At 45.3% G+C, this 18,218-nt stretch carries 15 protein-coding genes; 6 read left to right on the top strand and 9 right to left on the bottom strand.

Annotated elements, in window-relative coordinates; translation table 11 throughout:
- Nucleotides 1-62: 62 nt before the first annotated feature.
- Nucleotides 63-1,619: an FAD-dependent protein gene (locus ACHZBG_RS00875; protein WP_320127546.1), complete on the top strand. Its 1,557-nt coding sequence runs from the start codon at nt 63-65 to the stop codon at nt 1,617-1,619.
- Nucleotides 1,613-2,086, top strand: coding sequence for a DNA-deoxyinosine glycosylase (locus tag ACHZBG_RS00870; RefSeq protein WP_320127545.1), 474 nt, complete (start codon nt 1,613-1,615; stop codon nt 2,084-2,086). Before ACHZBG_RS00875 ends, ACHZBG_RS00870 begins: the two co-directional genes overlap by 7 nt.
- A gap of 168 nt (nt 2,087-2,254) precedes the next feature.
- Here the strand turns inward: ACHZBG_RS00870 and ACHZBG_RS00865 are convergent, their stop codons facing one another.
- The 4 genes from ACHZBG_RS00865 to ACHZBG_RS00850 form a co-directional block, all read right to left on the bottom strand.
- Entirely contained in the window at nt 2,255-3,559 is a 1,305-nt protein-coding gene (locus tag ACHZBG_RS00865) for a TRAP transporter large permease (protein ID WP_320127544.1), read from the bottom strand.
- Entirely contained in the window at nt 3,556-4,122 is a 567-nt protein-coding gene (locus ACHZBG_RS00860; protein WP_320127543.1) for a TRAP transporter small permease, read from the bottom strand. The genes ACHZBG_RS00865 and ACHZBG_RS00860 overlap by 4 nt, the downstream gene beginning before the upstream one ends.
- Before the next feature lie 99 nt (nt 4,123-4,221).
- Nucleotides 4,222-5,244 (bottom strand): TRAP transporter substrate-binding protein, encoded by a 1,023-nt coding sequence (locus ACHZBG_RS00855; RefSeq protein ID WP_320127542.1) that lies wholly within the window; start codon nt 5,242-5,244, stop codon nt 4,222-4,224.
- A gap of 76 nt (nt 5,245-5,320) precedes the next feature.
- Nucleotides 5,321-6,385, bottom strand: a complete 1,065-nt coding sequence (locus tag ACHZBG_RS00850; RefSeq protein ID WP_320127541.1) for a LacI family DNA-binding transcriptional regulator — start codon at nt 6,383-6,385, stop codon at nt 5,321-5,323.
- Nucleotides 6,386-6,620: 235 nt separating this feature from the next.
- Between ACHZBG_RS00850 and nagA the strand changes: the two genes are divergently transcribed.
- The 4 genes from nagA (at nt 6,621) to ACHZBG_RS00830 (ending at nt 11,485) form a co-directional block, all read left to right on the top strand.
- Nucleotides 6,621-7,799, top strand: a complete 1,179-nt coding sequence (gene nagA, locus ACHZBG_RS00845; protein WP_320127540.1) for an N-acetylglucosamine-6-phosphate deacetylase — start codon at nt 6,621-6,623, stop codon at nt 7,797-7,799.
- Nucleotides 7,800-7,846: 47 nt separating this feature from the next.
- Nucleotides 7,847-8,587 carry a 6-phosphogluconolactonase gene (locus tag ACHZBG_RS00840; protein ID WP_320127539.1) on the top strand — a complete coding sequence of 247 codons (741 nt, stop codon included), beginning with the start codon at nt 7,847-7,849 and terminating at the stop codon, nt 8,585-8,587.
- A gap of 824 nt (nt 8,588-9,411) precedes the next feature.
- Nucleotides 9,412-10,194, top strand: a complete 783-nt coding sequence (locus tag ACHZBG_RS00835; protein WP_320127538.1) for an ice-binding family protein — start codon at nt 9,412-9,414, stop codon at nt 10,192-10,194.
- A 205-nt stretch (nt 10,195-10,399) separates the two neighbouring features.
- Nucleotides 10,400-11,485, top strand: a complete 1,086-nt coding sequence (locus ACHZBG_RS00830; protein WP_320127537.1) for an ice-binding family protein — start codon at nt 10,400-10,402, stop codon at nt 11,483-11,485.
- Nucleotides 11,486-11,583: 98 nt separating this feature from the next.
- Here the strand turns inward: ACHZBG_RS00830 and ACHZBG_RS00825 are convergent, their stop codons facing one another.
- From ACHZBG_RS00825 to xdh, 5 genes are read right to left on the bottom strand one after another with little or no spacing between them, the layout of a single operon-like run.
- The gene (locus ACHZBG_RS00825) at nt 11,584-12,402 is read right to left on the bottom strand and encodes an FAD binding domain-containing protein (RefSeq protein WP_320127536.1); all 819 of its coding nucleotides are present in this window, start codon (nt 12,400-12,402) and stop codon (nt 11,584-11,586) included.
- The gene (locus ACHZBG_RS00820; protein WP_320127535.1) at nt 12,396-12,872 is read right to left on the bottom strand and encodes a (2Fe-2S)-binding protein; all 477 of its coding nucleotides are present in this window, start codon (nt 12,870-12,872) and stop codon (nt 12,396-12,398) included. Before ACHZBG_RS00820 ends, ACHZBG_RS00825 begins: the two co-directional genes overlap by 7 nt.
- On the bottom strand, nt 12,872-14,983 hold the full coding sequence (locus ACHZBG_RS00815) for a xanthine dehydrogenase family protein molybdopterin-binding subunit (protein ID WP_320127534.1): 2,112 nt from the start codon (nt 14,981-14,983) through the stop codon (nt 12,872-12,874). Before ACHZBG_RS00815 ends, ACHZBG_RS00820 begins: the two co-directional genes overlap by 1 nt.
- On the bottom strand, nt 14,970-15,638 hold the full coding sequence (locus ACHZBG_RS00810; RefSeq protein WP_320127533.1) for a nucleotidyltransferase family protein: 669 nt from the start codon (nt 15,636-15,638) through the stop codon (nt 14,970-14,972). The genes ACHZBG_RS00815 and ACHZBG_RS00810 overlap by 14 nt, the downstream gene beginning before the upstream one ends.
- Nucleotides 15,631-18,201, bottom strand: a complete 2,571-nt coding sequence (xdh, locus tag ACHZBG_RS00805) for a selenium-dependent xanthine dehydrogenase (protein ID WP_320127532.1) — start codon at nt 18,199-18,201, stop codon at nt 15,631-15,633. The genes ACHZBG_RS00810 and xdh overlap by 8 nt, the downstream gene beginning before the upstream one ends.
- Nucleotides 18,202-18,218 lie beyond the last annotated feature (17 nt).

Genomic DNA, 18,218 nt, shown 5'->3' with positions numbered 1-18,218 from the left:
TGATTGTATTGTATGAACTGTATACGTTGACCATCCAAGTATTCCCTCTATACAATGGAGCCATGATTAAAGATGTTTCACTTAGGTTATCACCAGAGATAGCCACTGATAATGATGCTGTTTTAAAAATAGCCTCAAAACAAGCAAATGTAAATATAGCAGACATTACTGCTCTACGTGCCATTCGTCGCAGTGTCGACGCCCGGCGTAACCCCCCTGTCATCGATATGCAAGTACGTCTCTTTTGCAACGAAGCGGAAGATAGTGCTTTTGAGAAGACCGAATACCCCCAAGTCAAGGATGCAAAAAGCGTCATTGTGGTTGGTGCTGGACCTGCAGGCCTATTTGCAGCGTTGCGCCTCATTGAGTTGGGGTTAAAACCCATAGTTCTCGAGCGGGGCAAGGACGTCCATCAACGTAAAAAGGATATTGCCCTGCTCAACCTTGAAAAAATCGTCAATGAAGAGAGCAACTATAGTTTTGGAGAAGGTGGCGCCGGAGCTTTCAGCGATGGCAAGCTTTATACTCGGGCAACCAAGCGAGGAAATGTCAACAAGGTCCTTTCCCAGTTTTGCCAGCATGGGGCCTCAACCGATATCCTTTTTGATGCCCATCCTCATATAGGTACGGATAAACTCCCTTCGGTGATTGAACAGATTCGCAAGACTATCCTCGCCAGTGGGGGCGTAGTGCATTTTTCCAGCAAGGTTGTCAGCTTTTTGACCGAAGGAGAACAGCTGGTTGGTGTAGTAACCGATGTAGGCATGGAATTCCATGGTCCGGTGATCCTTGCCACAGGGCATAGTGCCCGCGATATGTACGAATACCTGGACAAGAGCAATATCGCCATAGAGGCAAAGGCCTTGGCAATAGGTGTCAGGCTTGAACATCCCCAGGGACTTGTGGATAGGATTCAATACAAGAACACAGAGGGCAGGGGAAAATATCTTCCTCCTGCTGAATATTCCTTTGTCACTCAAGTAAAGGAGAGGGGCGTCTATTCCTTCTGCATGTGTCCCGGTGGATTTGTCATCCCCGCCGCAACAGCAGAGGGCCAACTGGTCGTAAACGGGATGAGTACATCCTCTCGTAATGGCGAATATGCAAATAGTGGTATGGTTGTAGAACTGCATCCAGAGGATTTGCCGCAGGACCAATTCGGGGGAAAACTCGGAGTGATGAAATTCCAGGAAGCTTTGGAGCGAAGGTGTTTCAAGGCAGGAGGGAACAATCTCTGTGCCCCCAGTCAGCGTATGGTGGACTTTGTAAATCATCGTATTTCCAAGGATGTTCCTGCAAGTTCCTATATTCCCGGTCTTGCAAATGCAGATTTGCATCATGTATTGCCTTCGTTTATTTCTGAACGCCTTGCCTTGGCTTTCTCGGTTTTTGGCAGACAGGCTCATAAGTTTCTTACCAACGATGCCGTTCTCATTGCCGCTGAGACAAGGACAAGCAGTCCTGTCCGAATTTTGCGGGACAAAGAGACCTGCATGCATGTTCAGTTGCAGGGGTTATTTCCTTGCGGTGAAGGTGCCGGTTATGCCGGTGGAATTGTCAGTGCTGCCTTGGATGGCATAAACTGTGCCGAGAGCGTGGCCAGGTATCTTGGATGCTAAATGGATTTCCGCCCATCGAGGACCAGGAGGCAAAAATCTTGGTCCTTGGTACCGGCCCCAGTGTTCGTTCTTTGCAAAAACAGCAGTACTATGGTCATGAACGAAATGCCTTCTGGCCGATAATGGACCAATTTTTTGGTACGAAGTCGGAAACGTATGAACAGAAATGGTATTTGTTGCAGGGCCATGGTATTGCTTTATGGGATGTTCTCTCTTCCTTTGACCGCAAAGGATCTCTTGACAGTGCGTATTCAATAGTTGTTCCCAATGATCTGAAGGCCTTTCTTCAGGAACATGGCAAGATCCAAAAAGTATTGTTCAATGGCAAGCAATCAGAAGCTTTCTACAAGAAGTATGTAGCCTTTTACCCTGAAGGTATAACGTTTGTAACACTTCCTTCTACAAGTCCTGCCTATACACTCTCTTTTTCAGAGAAGGCGAGAATATGGAGTGAGCAACTAAGATAATCCAAATATCAAAATGATGATAGTTTCAATCAATACAAGACAAGCGGCCTTATTATGCCGCTTGTCTTGTATATAATGAACACATCCCAATTTCCGACTTGCTGCTGATGTTTCATGAAGTAATACTTTGCAAACTGAAAACCAGAATTTGATACTTGTTTGAATCTATCAGGCTACATAGCCCATCATTCTTGGAAGAATGAGAGAAATATTCGGAAGGGCAATAATGAGTATAAGGACAATTAGATAGGTGAAGTAGAAGGGTAAAAAGCCTTTGACGGTTTTTTCTATGGGCACTCCAGCGATGGCACAACCGGCCCAAAGAGTAGTTCCCACTGGAGGTGTCAACAAGCCAAGGCCGAGAGACAATACCATGATGAGACCAAAATGATATGGATTGAAGCCGAACGACATTGCAACGGGATACAAAATTGGAGTCAGTAGGATGATAAGAATTCCCATATCCATGAAACATCCCAAGGCAATCATCATAAGGACCATCAGGAGCATTATGACGGAGGGGTTGTCCGAAACGGTCAGAAAAGCCGTTGCGACTCGTGCTGGAACCTTCAGATAGGAAAGTACGTAACTGAAGGCACTGGACGTTGCAATGATTGCCATGATCGTGCTGAGGGTTTTCAAGGATTTGAGTAGGCAATCAGCAAATTTCCTGAGAGTCATCGTTTTGTAGACAAGGGTAGTAATGACTAAAGCATAGACAGCAGCGATTGCACCTGCTTCGGTTGCCGTAAATACCCCAGAAGTAATTCCAACGGCTACGATGAGTATGGTAACCAATCCCAGTATCGCTTCCTTGACGATCCTGATATTTTCTTTCCATGATTTTGCTTCTGATACGGGATAATCCTTTTTGACCGCAATCAGATAGGAACAGACACATAAGGCGAGCGTTAGCAGAAAACCCGGGATATAGCCAGTCATGAACATAGTACTGATTGAAAGCCCACTTCCTGCTGCAACGATGAAGAAAATCATATTCTGGCTAGGGGGAATGATAACTCCCTCAACGGAACTGGTACAGGTTACCGCAATGCTATAGTCAGCATCGTAGCCTTCCTTGATCATCGATGGTATGAGAAAAGCTCCGATGGAAGAAACGTCAGCGACTGAAGAGCCAGAAATTCCTCCGAAAAACATTGATACGATACAGTTTACGATTGCTGTTCCACCTTTCATTCGACCGACAAGGACATTGCAGAACTTGGTCAGACGGTCGGAGATTCCTCCGTCAGTCATAATCTGTGCCATAACGATGAAGAAAGGCACACACATGAAGGTAAAACTGGTAATGCCAGTAGACATTTTCTGAAACAGATTCATGAAGGGAATGCCAATGTAAGTTGCGGTTATCAAAGCAGAAATCCCTAAGCTGAAAGAAATAGGTACCCTTACAATCATCATGAAAATGAGAGACCCAAACAAAATGGCTGTTCCTGAAACGATTGGGTTCATACACCACCCCTTTCAATGTTTATTTCTTCGATAGTCTTAATTTTTTCCAGACTTTTACGGTATTCACTGAGGGGAGTCGTCAAAGCCAAGAGGAAGTTTAGGCTAGTAAACAGCACCATCAGAGATCCACATACGACCAACGGGGCAAAAAGCAGACCCTGAGAAAAATGTGTCGCAGGTTGTGGCTTGGGTGCATTGATCCTGGTGATGACAGACCCATATTTGACCATCTCAACAAATAACCAAGTCAGTATTCCATGGCGGAATAAATCGGCGCCTTTTCGTATCGGGGCGGGCAGTATGTTGTATAGAAAATAGAGAGCAGCATGAGAATCGGTAAAAATATCTATTGACATGCAGATATAACCGAACCAAACAAGGAACATCAGGGTTACTTCTTCAGCCCAACTGAATGGTGCATTGAAACAGAACCGCATTACCACCTGTACAAAAGTGATGGCTATCATAATGACAAGTAGCACTGCACAAATGTATCGCATTGCCTGAAGTAAAACTTCTATACCTTTTTTTATCAATGCAAGATATATTCGAATTTTTTGCATATACCAATCCTTTGGAATTGTTGGGAGAGTCCCAAGATTTCACCATGCCTCCGAAGGGTAGGCATGGTGAATAAATATACGTGACGAAATGGTATTTTCTTAGTTGATTGCCTTTATGGCAGCAATGGTTGTGGCATATTGTGGATATTTTTCATAGATTCCAGATACAGCATTTTGAAACTCTTTTGTATCTACTTCGGTAATTATGCAACCTGCCGCTTCTACTTTTGCACGCGCTTCGCCTTGGTAATCTTGCATTGCCTGTCTCTGCCAGGTTGCTGCTTCCTTTGCTGCTTCGCGTACTGCAACCTGCTGACTGGCACTCATCTTGTCCCAGGCAGTCTTACTCATGAGCAACATTGCTGGAGGTGCCATATGGCCGTCAAGGGCATAGTACTTGGAAACTTCATAATGACCGCTGGTGTAATAGGAAACGAAATCATTTTCCGCACCGTCGATAACTCCGGTCTGGAGACCCTGGTATACCTCGCCATAGGACATCGGGGTTGCTGCTGCCCCTAGCAATTCCACCATCTTGATTGCAACATCTGACTGTTGGACGCGAATTTTCATTCCCTTCAAGTCTGCAACGTTTTTGACCTGTTTTTTGGTTGTGTAGAAACAACGTGAGCCAGCTTCCCAATACTCAAGACCGATCATATTGTATTTAGTCAGCCCCTCACTTATTGTCTGTCCGATTGAACCATCAAGGACCTTGTATTTCTGGTCCATGCTGGTAAAAATGTAGGGAAGGGAGAATACTCCGACTGTATCGGCGGTAGAAACCATCGCCGAGGTATTGACACGGGCAAAATCCAGTGTACCTGCCTGAATTTGGTCAATCGTTTCGTTCTCGGTGCCTAGCTGAGCATCCAAGTAAACCTCAATGGAAACAGTTCCATTGGTTTTCTCTTTTACCAAATCAGCGAATTTCAGCATTCCCTTCGATACCGGGTTTTCTGCGGACTGGTTCTCTGCTAATTTGAAGTTCAAAACCGGTTCTGTTTTAACAGTAGGCTCTGTAGTCTTGGCAGATGTCACGGTTGTGGCTTTTGCATTGCATCCGATTAGCACACTGACAAGCAATGACAGAACGAACGTTGTAGATAAAAACTTTTTCATTTTTTCTTTCCTCCCAAAATGAAACCTATGGCAATTTCTCTCCCTATCAGCCAAACATGCTGTTGGGATAGTAATTTCAAATACGATCTTTGAAGAAATGGAGATTGTTTTTCAAAATGATACTGATTGGTACTGTCACAGCATCTGAACTAGGAGTGATTTTCTGGATGATATATGAAAACAGTAGATGGAACCCCTTGATTCCTTTGTCATAGCCATTTTTATAGATAAGGGCCTGTAATACATTGTCAGTCAATAATTTTGCTGTTTCAGGGTATAGATCGCTCCCAACTCCTCGGATTTTTCCTGCCAGGCCACAGTCGATGACTGCTTGGGAGAGGGGGAGTGTCTCTCGAGCGGTTACCGAATAAAAAGCAACGATATCGCTGTGCTCTTTAAGAAGCTTCACTGCTTGCGAGTAGGTTTTCTCATAGTCGGCATAACTATGAATGACCAAGCACTCGAGAGGAATTTTATTTTCTTCAAGATAGGTCTTGAACCCTGTCAGGTTATGGCAATGCGATGGATTGAGCTCAGCTCCTCCAGCTATCAAGACTTTTCCGCTTTTTGTTGCCATATAGGAGAGTTCCTCGGCTCCGAGGCGCCCAGTAAGTGTATTATGGGGAGCCACACAACAAAGTCTTCCTGAATCGGGAATATCATTGTCCATGAGGACCACAGGAATATTGTTGTAAGTGTACCGTTCAATTATTCTTCGGGTTTGTTCATCCTGCTTGACGGGGATGGTCAATAGTCCATCAAGATTACCATTGTTTTCATCGAAAATACGGGCTAGGACGCTATATTGGCTATCTGAAGTCTCCTCAAAGGTATCAAGGATCAGATGTACGTTGAGATCATTGGCTTCCCCTTTGCAGGAGCGAATGGCGTCCCAGAAATAACGGTAATAATATTGCCCACTTCCAAACTCTGAGGGGAGAACCACAGCGAGGTTCATTGTACGACGTTTAAGGGAGGATGCCACATAATTCATCGTGTACCCAAGCTCCTCTGCTTTTGCAAGGATTGTCTGCCTTACTTCACTGCTGATTCCCTCTTTATTATGTATGGCCCTGTGTACCGTGGTACGCGAGACGCCGAGTGCAAGTGCAATGTCTTGTAAAGTAGTTTCGCTGCTCATGTGGTTTTTTACCTTGATTTTGATAGATTATCGATTACGTAACTGGTAACGGAATCGATTACTTGACATTATCACCTTTTCAATGCAAAATCAAGCTATAAAAATTAAAGTTGTAGCAACACCTTTCCCTGTGCCTATGTAATTATGGTTTTCACACTTTTGTGTGGAAAATTGGATTATCATGGGGTGTAATTCTGTTAACTGAAAGGGTGGGGAGAGAGGGGAGCGATTTTTTATGAAGACATTTATAAATGCCAAGCTGATCAAGCCTGGGGAAATAGTCAACCAAGGTTTTCTGAGAGAAGACAAGGGAATTATAGTAGCTGTCGGTAGGATGGAAGAACTTAGTCAGGTTTCTGGCGAAGTATATGATTGTGCCGGTTCCTATCTTTCTCCCGGATTCATCGATATCCATAATCACGGAGGTGGTGGATGTGATTATATGGACGGTTCCCTCAATGATATTCTTTGTCCTGCCCGAGTTCACCTTGCTCATGGAACGACTTCGCTTTTTCCTACGACACTATCCAGCAATGATGAGGATTTGTTCAAGACCATAGATAATTTCAAAGCAGCCCAAAAGGTTTCCGATTCCATGCCAAATTTACTTGGCTTGCATTTGGAAGGTCCTTATTTCAACATTGCCCAGAAAGGTGCCCAAGACGGGAGATGTCTCAGAAATCCTTCACCTGAACACTACATGCACATACTCGAATATGCGGAAGGGACAATCAAGCGGTGGTCTCTGGCTCCCGAATTGCCTGGCGCCTTGGAAATGGCTGATAGATTGTCAGGTATGGGTATTCTTCTTGCTGCAGGCCATACCAATGCAACCTATGAAGAAATGCAGAAGGGTTTCGATCATGGAATTACCCATGTTACGCATTTATATTCAGGAATGTCGACCATAACTCGAAAGAATGGGTTTCGGGTTCTGGGGGCTGTGGAAAGTGCTTTTCTTATTGATGGTTTGACAGTTGAACTTATTGCCGATGGGATGCATCTCCCTCCTGAATTGCTACGTTTGGTACTCAAATGTAAAAATCATGATGAGATTTGTCTGTGTACAGATAGTATGAGAGGAGCAGGAATGAGTGATGGACCTTCAATCCTGGGGTCCCTGAAGAATGGACAAGAAGTTTTTATTGAGAATGGAATTGCCATAATGCCGGACAGGCAAAGCTTTGCAGGCAGCGTCGCCACTGCCGACCGATTGGTTCGGGTAATGGTAAGAAATACAGGTCTGAGCCTATGGGAAGCCGTGAGTATGATGAGTCTTAACCCAGCGAGATTTATGCATATAGATTCTCAAAAGGGTTCGCTGGAAAAAGGTAAGGATGCGGACCTGATTGTATTTGATGAAAATGTAATGATTTCGGCTGTTTTCGTAGGTGGAAAGTTCCAAATATTCTAACTATGCATTATTAAATAAACTTACTATCTCTTTCAGGAGGAAATACGATGAACATGAACATTAACATTGCCCCGGATGCAAAAACCTTGGGACAAAATGCAGCAAAAGCAATTGCTTCGCTATTACGCGATGCAATCAATGAACAGGGCTCTGCAAGGATTATTCTTTCAACGGGGGCTTCCCAGTTTGAAACTATCTCTTCACTTGTAGCAATGGATGTACCTTGGGATAAGGTTGAGATGTTTCATCTTGATGAATATGTTGGTTTGAGTGAAACACACAAGGCAAGTTTTAGAAAATATCTGAAGGAGCGTTTTGTAAGCAAGCTTTCCCTTAAAGCTGTTCATTTCGTAAGTGGTGAGGGTGATGTTGCGAAAAATATTGAAGAGCTGACCAAAGAACTCAGGAAAGCTCCCATAGATGTTGGTGTAGTTGGAATTGGAGAAAATGGGCATATTGCATTTAACGATCCACCAGCAGATTTTGAGACTGAAAAAGCCTACAAGATCGTTAATCTTGATGAGCGATGTAAGTTGCAGCAAGTAGGGGAAGGTTGGTTTCCAACACTTTCCGATGTGCCTTCCCAAGCAATTACGATGTGCGTGAGACAGATAATGTCATGCAGGAATATAGTCACTGCAGTTCCTCATGGAGTGAAGGCCAAGGCAATCTTTGATACCTTGACCCAGAGCGTGAATCCGAATGTGCCTGCTACAATCATGAAGGGACATCCCTCCTGGCAATTGTTTATTGATGATGATTCAGCTGGAATGCTTTTCAAATTATAATAATTTGACGATTTTCAAAATTTATAAATAGAGCATTTCCTTGGGTGTCTTAGTTTTTAATGATAGAAGTACGATCTTGTATTGATTCTTATTCTGAATCCCTGCAATTCCTTTGGTTCTCGGGAAACCGAAATTTCTCTGGCCTTGCAGGGGTTTTCTTTTCTTGGAATGTCGTTTACCTTCCATTCTACTCGATGATTCAATGTTTGAATTCTTCAAATGATTAGTTGATATATGTGATAAATAGGATTTTATCCTAGCTCTTTGGATCTATTATTGTCCAATGCTATACATATTATTAGAAATGTAGTATATTATATATAACAAGAAGTGCATTCTCTAAAGTAGGGGTCTGAGCTTCCCAATATTTTTTGCTATACAGTTTGTTTGCTTTTCTAATCATCTGTCTGATGATTCCTTTTATAAAAGCAGTGATTTCTCAAGCGTTGTTCCAACAACCTTCTTTCAGTATGAGGCTATTGCTCCACAAAAGAAATCTTACTTGATATCTGTATACTTTCAGGTCCTCACAATTTTGGCTTGGCCGTGGATTGCGTACGCAATTCGAAGGTTAGTGGCTTTTTGGGGTGAGCCTTCAATTTTCAAAATACCGATTGTTTGATCAAACCGTAGTGACATTTGATATCAGCATGATATTCCAACCAGCTCTGTGGTAACTTGTTTGCCAAGATGAAAATAGTATATGTCGTTTGCTTGCCGGATATAAAGAATCAAGATCCACAACCAATCCTTTTCTTTTTTATGCAACCAGGACACGAAGGCGAAGCCGGGATGTCAGGTTGCAACTACAGGAGTAGTAGATCATGAAAAAAGTTACTTTTCTCTTATGTACACTTTCCCTCATTCTTGCAGTGACCCTGCTTGGATGTTCCGGTACGCCGAATGTACAACTGACGAATCCTTCCGGAGAAGGCCCCCAGACTGTTGCGTTGAGAACTTCCGCTAATTTTGTCATCTTGAGCAAATCAGGTGTCAGTACGGTACCCACTTCTGCAATAACTGGTGATATAGGTACGAGTCCTATCGATTCCACAGGACTTACGGGTTTTGATCTCACTGCGGATGGTACCAATGTGTTTTCGACCTCAGCACAGGTTACCGGGAATTTGTATGCATCTGACTATGCTGTACCCACGCCTTCCAACCTTACAACGGCAATAAGCGATATGCAACTTGCCTATGATGATGCGGCGGGAAGACTTGCTCCTGATTTTACTGAATTGGGGTCGGGGGAAATCGGTGGAATGACTCTTGCGCCTGGCCTCTACAAGTGGTCGACCGGTGTTTCAATCTCTACTGATGTCACCCTTAGCGGAGGCGCAAATGATGTCTGGATCTTTCAAATCGGGGGAGGCCTTACCGTTGCCGCTGCCAAATCCGTGATTTTGGCAGGAGGAGCTTTACCAAAGAATATCTTCTGGCAGTCAGCCGGAGTAGTCTCTTTGGGAACCACCTCCCATTTTGAGGGAATAATTCTTTCTCAGTCCTCCATCACCATGGACACGGGAGCATCTATCAACGGAAGATTGTTGGCTCAGACATTAGTTGCCCTGGATGCCAATACAGTTACTCAACCAGCTTTATAGTATTTAATTATTCTCTCTCTTTCCAAAGGCTTCAGGGCGCTTGGAGGAGAGAGTCTTTTTTAAATGAGTTTCCATTTTTTTAAAATACCGATTGTTTGCCTGATAGTAAGGATTCAGGTCTACAACCAGTCCTTTTCCTTCCTATACAACCAAGATGCGAAGGCATAGCCGGGATGTCAGGTTGCAACTACAGGAGTAGTAGATCATGAAAAAAATCACTTTTCTCTTATCTATGCTTTCCCTCATTTTTGCAGTGACCCTGCTTGGATGTTCAGACGCGCAGACAAATCCTTCTGATATACCGCGAGTAACCTCTTCGGATCCTGCCGATACCCAGACCAATGTTCCCTTGAACAGGAATATTTCGGTTTCCTTCAGTGAAACTATGAACGAAAGCACCATCAATGCATCTACCTTTACCGTTGCAAAGGGATCGACGAATGTTGACGGCACTATAATCTATGAAAATATGATGGCTACTTTCATTCCTGATTCAGATTTGTTGGCAAGTTCCTTATATTCCGTGACCGTTACCTTGGGTGCCGAAAACCAGGGGGGAACATCCATGAGCTCGGCCTATAATGGTTCGTTTACCACAGGAACCACTACGGCCCTCGGTCCCAAACCTGTTATGCTGGGTTCTAGTGGAAATTTTGTCATCTTGAGCAAATCAGGAGTCAGTACCGTACCTACTTCCGTGATAACCGGTAATGTCGGAACCAGTCCGATCGATTCCACGGGGCTTACGGGATTTGCCCTCATTGCAGATGCCACCAATGTCTTTTCCACCTCCTCGCAGGTTACGGGAAACCTGTATGCCTCTGACTATGCAGTTCCTACACCTTCCAACCTGACCTCGGCAATCAGCAATATGCAACTTGCCTATACGGATGCAGCAGGAAGGCTTAATCCTGATTTCACTGAATTGGGATCGGGAGAAATCGGAGGCATGACTCTTGCACCTGGCCTCTATAAATGGGGAACCAATGTTTCAATCTCTACTGATGTCACTCTTAGCGGAGGACCGAACGATGTCTGGATTTTCCAGATCGGAGAAGGCATTACGGTTGCCGGTGGCAAATCCGTGATTTTGGCTGGAGGCGCTTTGGCAAAGAATATATTCTGGCAATCAGCAGGAGTAGTTTCCTTGGGAACCACCTCTCATTTTGAGGGAATTGTTCTTTCCCAGTCCTCCATCACCATGGACACTGGAGCGTCTATCAATGGAAGGTTGCTGGCTCAGACAGCAATTAGCCTGGATGCCAATACAGTTACTCAACCAGCTTTATAATATTGATTTTTATTCTCTCTCTTTCCAAAAGCCCAAGGGCCTTTGGAGGAGGGAGTTTTTTGTTTTTTCTGACCTCTTGTCTGGCTTTTCCTATTCTCTCAAATTCCGTTTTGTTCCAGGAAATCAGCAAGAAGATTCATGCAAACTGTCTTGCGGTACTCGGCGGAAATTCTTCCTTGAATCGGATTGATGATAGCCTTATAAGCATCCAGATAAGCTTCCTTTACCGCCTTGGCTTCTTTTATGGTCTTGCCCGTAAGCATGGCATCCAAGTCAGGTCTGCGGATTACCATCTCGCTTATGGCTCCGAACCCCACGGAACAAGAAATGATTTTCTCGTTCCGTACTTCCATCAATGCGGCGAAAGCCACTCTTGAAATGGCAAGAGCCTTTCTTGCCCCTATTTTTTTATAATACCAGGAAGAGGGAAGCTCCTTGGGTAGCAATACCTCTATGATCAATTCATCAGGGGCCAGGTCCAACTGCTTCCTTCCCTTGTAGAATTTTTTGATCGGTACCAAACGTCCACCCCTGATACTTGTAACATGAACCAGGGCATCGGCAACGAAGAACACCAGCGCGGTATCGGCTTTTGCCGAGCCGTTGCCAATATTTCCACCGATGGTTCCCAGATTCCTGATAGCAGGGGCAGCCAATTCCCGTATTGCTTGTTTTAGCAGGGGTGGTGTCAGTGCATTATTCAGTACGTCGGTAAAGGTGCAAGAGGCACCGATGCGAAGGTACTGTTCGTCTTTGACAATCAGGCACATTTCAGGGACTTTGTGCAAAAAAAGATATTCTGCCTGTTCCCGTTCCGTAACCATAAGGTCCGTTCCCCCGACATAGGGGGTATAGGTGTTCTCTGCCATTGCGACAAGAGCTTCCTTGAGTGAGGTGGCAACTAATCCGTTTACCATAATCCCTTGCCCTCCTTAGCTGCAATTCCGATTGCCTTGACAATTGCATTGTATCCGGTACACCTGCAAAGATTCCCCGAAATCCCGTCACGAATTTCTTCTTCGGTCGGGTTTGGGTTGGCAGAGAGAAGACATTCACTTGCCAAAACCATGCCAGGTATACAGAACCCGCATTGGGCTGCGCCTACCGACGCATAGGCTTGGTCTATGATTTTAAAACGCTCGGTCTTGCTATAGCCTTCAATGGTTACCACTGTACAATTCTCGACTCTTCCCATGGCAACCATGCAGGAATTGATAAGCAATGAATCCATGATGATCGAGCAAGCTCCGCATTCTCCTTCCTTGCATCCACATTTGACTCCGGTAAGATGAAAATGGTCTCGAAGTACATCCAATAGACGATCACTGGCACTTCCTGCATATTCTACTTTTTTTCCGTTCAGTATGAACGATATGGGCTTATCCATCATTTTTTCTCCTTGGTCAAAACTTTCAGGGTATCTTGGGTGGTAAAGGGAATATGGAACAGCGAACAACCCAACGCTTGCTCCAAAGCTCCTACGTAGGCTGGTGCTGCTCCAATAAGAGGTAGTTCTCCAGCTCCTTTTGCACCATAGGGTCCCAGAGGATATTTTTCTATGTGGAGTTGAACCTCCATGTTGGGGACATCCACGGAAGTGGGGATGATATAATCGGTGAAACTGTTGTTCCTGATTCTTCCCAGCTTGTCGGTCGTCATCTCTTCAATGGAAGCGTAGCCAAGGCCTTGCATCAACCCACCTTCCATCTGGCCAATGACGATATTCGTGTCTATGGGGGTTCCTACATCGTAATTTCCGTTAACCCCGATAATCCTCGCTTCTCCTGTGAGCGTATCGATTTCTATTTCCACCACGGTAATTGCCCAAGCATAGGTAGGGTAGGCATCTCCTTTGAAGGTTTCAAGGTCGAAGGGAATGACGAAATCGGGTTCCTTGAAGTGTTCTTCCACTTCTTGTTCTTCGCCATCTTTCCAGATGGTCATGAGTTTGATGGATGCCCTACGCAACAATTCCCCTACAATCATCAAGGATCGTGAGGCTACGGTGGGGCCTGAATCAGGGACTCTGTCCGTATCTGGATCCTCGGCAATGATCCTATCCAGGGGTACATTCAGTTCATTGGCAACTATCTTGGCGAAGGTTGTCTTGATTCCTTGCCCGATATCGGTATTTGAAGCCAAAATTTCTATCTTGCCATCAGCATACTTTCTTAGTTTTGCAACCGCCTTGATATGATCCCGTTCCCCTGATCCCGTAAACCCAGCTCCATGGAAAATGAGGGAGAGTCCCATGCCCCTGCGGTATCTTCCTTTCTGTGTCTTATAGAGCGAGTATTTTTCCGAGTAGAAGGAATTGGCCTCTATTTCTTGCAACATTTCCCTGAGGGGAACCGGGAAATGATATTTCCCGCTGGTGGAGGTCTCATCTCCTTGCTTTACCAGATTGTCCAGTTTGAATTCCAAAGGATCCTTTCCAAGATCCTTGGCTATATGGTCCATGATCAATTCAACGGCAAAGAACGTCTGGGGCGCCCCAAAACCGCGGTAGGCTCCTGAAGGGACTGTGTTGGTCTTCATTGCCAGTCCCCTGATAAGAAGGTTCTTGACCTCATAGGCCCCACACCCGCAGATTATTGCCCGTTGCAGGACAACCGCGGAGAGAGTGGTGTAAGCCCCACCGTTTATCTTTACCTCGACATCCATTGCAGTGACTTTTCCGTCTTTCACCGCTACCTTGTACTTTGATATCGATGGATGCCGTTTGGGGGTGAACTCCATGTCTTCCCTCCGGTCGAAGATTACCCGTACCGGTTTTTTAGCCTTGAAGGAAGCCACGGCCACTTCACAGGCCAGGATGGAAGGAAAGTCTTCCTTGCCCCCGAATCCTCCTCCAGTGACATCGGCTTGGATTTGTACCTGGCTGGCTTCATACCCCATTGTTTTTGCGACAGCCCCATGAATGTAATACGGGCACTGCATTGAACCATGGATGGTAATCCTGTTGTCGTGGGCGTTCCCTACCAGTCCTTGTCCTTCCATATAAGCTTGTTCCTGAAAACCGGTCTTGAATGTCTCTATATAGATTTTATCGGCTTCTTCGAAACCTTTCTTTATATCGCCTTTTTCAATGGTATAGTCGAAAAAAACAGTGTCAGAGGCTTCCATATCCAAAACAGGAGTGAGTTCCTCATAGGTTATGGAAATCTCCTTGGCGAGGTGATTCACCCTTCGTTCGTCAGGACCGACGACCATAAGGATAGGGTCTCCGATATATTCAACATTCCCCTCACTGAAAACAGGAGTGTCATCCTTTACGATATGAACCCTGTTGATACCCGGGACATCCTTGTAATCTACTATGAGATACCCTTTTTCAAGTGGGGGAATGTGGATATCAAGAATTTTTGCCTTTGCTTTTGTCGATCGAACCAGCTTCCCGAACAACACTCCTTCCGTTGGGTAATCGGCAACATATTTTGCCGAACCATCCATCTTTGGCCCGTGATCTTTCTTTCTGACCGAATTACTTATATCCATAGGTAGACACCTCCTGTATTGGTTCTTGTTCCAAGGATTCACTTTTACAAATCCTGCCTAGAAAAGTTGTATAATCTTGTTGGGTATCCAAATCTGTTTCACATCCTTTGTCATCGACGGCCACTGTAGCAATGCTATCCTCGTAGACGGACCAGATGGAACGGAGGCCTCCCTCTCCTTGGTAGGAAAGAATGGTCTCTATGCATTGCGTATCGACCAAAGGAGGGTGTTTTCTCCGTCCCTGGAGTGTCGGAAAGGCAATGAGGCAATTGCTTGTGACCCAAGTTTCCTTGACGGATAGAAAAGTAGCCTGCCCTATATCGGGCATATCCCCGGGCAGAAGGAAAAATGCATCGCAAGGCCCTAGGGCCCGAAGTCCGATTTTTATGGAATAGAGCATGTCGGTGGTGGCAAAGTCTGTATTGTAAACAATAGTGACCACCTTTCTGTAGGTATCGCCCAAAACAGCTTCTATTTCTTTTGCACGATACCCAAGGACTAGGATAATTTTGGAAATTCCGCTGAGCACCATTGAATCGATGCTGTTTTCAATGATTGTTTTCCTTTTTACCTGCATCAGGGGTTTGAAATCTCCCATACGCGAGGAGAGTCCTGCCGAGAGTATAATTCCCTTTATCAACGGCTTTTCATGCATCTTTTACCTTCTTGTAATAAGTTCCTCTCAAAGGAAGGGTGTTTCTTTCCTTTCCGTCGAGACGGTAATAGGCATGACTGCAAGCTGGAGAGGTGGGAATGAGGCAAAGTTCCCCGACACCCTTTGCTCCGAAAGCATACGGAAGTTTTTCCCTGTCTGGTTGTACCAGGATGACTTCAATAGGAGGAGCATCGGTTGACCGAAGCAGCCCCAACGTACCATATCGTACATGAGGATAGCCTCCTTCAGTGGGGAAGTCTTCGGTAAGTGCAAACCCAAGGCCCATAACGATGCCGCCTTCTATCTGTCCTTCTACGCTCTGGATATTTACAGGGGTTCCCACATCATAGGCGGCAACGACTTTTTCAAGTTTCCCTGTCTTATCCAGAATGATTACTTGTGCTGCATAGCTGTAGCTGACATGGCTGACAGGGTTTTGCTTGGGAGATCCCATTGGATCGGTCTTTGCAGAGAATTCCCCATAATATTCCCTTCCTTCAAGGTCCTGCAGCGTTTTGCCTTCCCCAAGGTCGAAGGAAAGTTTTGCTGCGGATCTCCGCACTGCTTCCCCTGTGACCACTGTTTGTCTGCTTGCCGTGCTGGTCCCGCTATTTGGGGTTCTGACGGTATCTGGTTGTTCATGGAGTATGAAACTGGGAGAAAGTCCTGTTTGCTGGCATACCATCTGGGTCGCCATGGTTGCAATCCCTTGTCCCATGCAAGCTGCAGAGGTTCGTACATGGACCATTCCTTTCTCTATGGAAAGAATGCAACGTCCAATATCTTTAAGACCAACACCTGTCCCGCTGTTCTTGAAAGCACAGGCCAGGCCTGCATAGGGATTTTCCTCATAGCTTTTCTTGACTGCAAGCAAGCATTCTTTCATGGCGCAATTGGGATCGGCAATTTGTCCGTTCGGGAGTACTTGGCCAGGTTCTATAGCATTGCGATACCGAAATTCCCAAGGGGAAAGACCTGCCATTTCGGCAAGCAGGTTTATGTTATTCTCGGTGGCAAAGCAACTTTGGGTAACTCCAAAGCCTCTATAGGCTCCTCCTACCACGTTATTGGTGTACACTGACATTCCCAAAATATCAATGTCCTGGTAGTTGTAGGGACCGGCGGCATGGGTGCAAGCTCGTTGCAAAACAGGACCGCCCAGGGACGCATACGCTCCCGTATCGGCTATGATAGTTGCCTTCATGGCAGTCAATTTGCCGTTTTCGTCACAGGCCGTCGTAAATTCCATTTCCATGGCATGGCGTTTTGTATGATAGAGTAGGCTTTCCTGTCGGGAAAATCGTACTTTTACCGGGCACTTCAATTTCCAGGCCATAAGCGCTGCATGGTGCTGTACGCTCATATCCTCTTTTCCCCCGAATCCTCCACCGACAAGCATCGAATGACAATGAATATTTTCCGGAGGTAAATCCAGCATATGCGATATTTCTCGTTGTTCGTCATATACCGATTGCCCACCGGTATAGAGGAGCAGTCCATCCTTTCCTTCACTCAATGCAATTGCACATTCTGGTTCCATGAAGGCATGGTCATTGAAAGGCGTGGAATACTTGCGGGTAACTACATACTTGGAATTCTTTATTGCTGTTTCGCTGTCCCCTCGCTTAAGAATTTCTTTTCGAAGGACATTGCCTCCTTCATGGATGAGTGGGGCATTTTCTTCCAATGCCTGGGAAGGAGAGGTTATAGGTGTGAGTACCGTATAGTCAACTTCGATAAGGTCAAGGACCTGGTCGAGGGTTTCCTGGTGGTGGGTGGCTACCAAGGCGAGGCTATCTCCGATATAACGGGTAATTTCACCTTCCGGAATAAGCACGTCCCAATCCTGTACGATATGGCCTGTCTTGTTATTGGGTACATCCTTTGCCAGGAGAATCTTGATACAGTCAGGATGTCCCAGGGCTTTTGAGATATTGATTTTATTTATCCGGGCCCGGGAATATTTACTTCTCAGGGCTTTTGCAAAGACCATGCCGGGAAGAACAAGATCATCAGTAAATTTTCCCGTTCCCAGAATTTTCTCCTTGGCATCGACACGTTTGAACCGATGGTTAACCGAGCCATCGATTTCTGGCCCGGGAACCTCGAGGTTTTCCCTGAAATATGTGGCAGCCATAAGAATGGCCTCTTCAATTTTCTTGTATCCGGTGCAGCGACAAATATTTCCCTTGATAGCTTGTTTGACTTGATCAAGGGTAGGGGAAAGATTGGTATCGAGAAGACTTTTTGCCGAGAGAATCATCCCAGGAATGCAGAAGCCACACTGGACTGCCCCAGCTTCGGCAAAGCAATGGGTATAGACTTCTTTTTCTCGTTTGGATAATCCCTCGACGGTAAGCACTTGTTTGCCCGCAAAGCGTGATACTTTCTGGATGCAACATTTGACTTTCTTGGAGTCAACAAGAATGGTGCAGGAGCCACAGACACCCTCGCTGCAACCTTCCTTTACCGAGGTAAGACCCAAGTCTTCCCTCAGGAATGCCAGCATTGTCTTGTCTTCTGAACAACTGACCACCGTATCGTTGACTGTTAAAGTAATCATGTCCATTCTCCCTATTC

The organism is uncultured Sphaerochaeta sp. (genome assembly GCF_963676625.2).
Classification (GTDB): domain Bacteria; phylum Spirochaetota; class Spirochaetia; order Sphaerochaetales; family Sphaerochaetaceae; genus Sphaerochaeta.
The sequence above is the reverse complement of the archived record's forward strand: the minus strand, read 5'-3'. Positions and strand labels throughout refer to the sequence as shown.

Bases quoted from the DNA above. Each gene is read 5' to 3' on its own strand.
- ACHZBG_RS00830 (WP_320127537.1), top strand. From the start codon at position 10,400: ATGAAAAAAATCACTTTTCTCTTATCTATGCTTTCCCTCATTTTTGCA.
- nagA (WP_320127540.1), top strand. From the start codon at position 6,621: ATGAAGACATTTATAAATGCCAAGCTGATCAAGCCTGGGGAAATAGTC.
- ACHZBG_RS00855 (WP_320127542.1), bottom strand. From the start codon at position 5,244: ATGAAAAAGTTTTTATCTACAACGTTCGTTCTGTCATTGCTTGTCAGT.
- ACHZBG_RS00815 (WP_320127534.1), bottom strand. From the start codon at position 14,983: ATGGATATAAGTAATTCGGTCAGAAAGAAAGATCACGGGCCAAAGATG.
- ACHZBG_RS00865 (WP_320127544.1), bottom strand. From the start codon at position 3,559: ATGAACCCAATCGTTTCAGGAACAGCCATTTTGTTTGGGTCTCTCATT.
- ACHZBG_RS00860 (WP_320127543.1), bottom strand. From the start codon at position 4,122: ATGCAAAAAATTCGAATATATCTTGCATTGATAAAAAAAGGTATAGAA.
- ACHZBG_RS00825 (WP_320127536.1), bottom strand. From the start codon at position 12,402: ATGGTAAACGGATTAGTTGCCACCTCACTCAAGGAAGCTCTTGTCGCA.
- xdh (WP_320127532.1), bottom strand. From the start codon at position 18,201: ATGATTACTTTAACAGTCAACGATACGGTGGTCAGTTGTTCAGAAGAC.
- ACHZBG_RS00850 (WP_320127541.1), bottom strand. From the start codon at position 6,385: ATGAGCAGCGAAACTACTTTACAAGACATTGCACTTGCACTCGGCGTC.
- ACHZBG_RS00870 (WP_320127545.1), top strand. From the start codon at position 1,613: ATGCTAAATGGATTTCCGCCCATCGAGGACCAGGAGGCAAAAATCTTG.
- ACHZBG_RS00810 (WP_320127533.1), bottom strand. From the start codon at position 15,638: ATGCATGAAAAGCCGTTGATAAAGGGAATTATACTCTCGGCAGGACTC.
- ACHZBG_RS00835 (WP_320127538.1), top strand. From the start codon at position 9,412: ATGAAAAAAGTTACTTTTCTCTTATGTACACTTTCCCTCATTCTTGCA.
- ACHZBG_RS00875 (WP_320127546.1), top strand. From the start codon at position 63: ATGATTAAAGATGTTTCACTTAGGTTATCACCAGAGATAGCCACTGAT.
- ACHZBG_RS00840 (WP_320127539.1), top strand. From the start codon at position 7,847: ATGAACATGAACATTAACATTGCCCCGGATGCAAAAACCTTGGGACAA.
- ACHZBG_RS00820 (WP_320127535.1), bottom strand. From the start codon at position 12,872: ATGGATAAGCCCATATCGTTCATACTGAACGGAAAAAAAGTAGAATAT.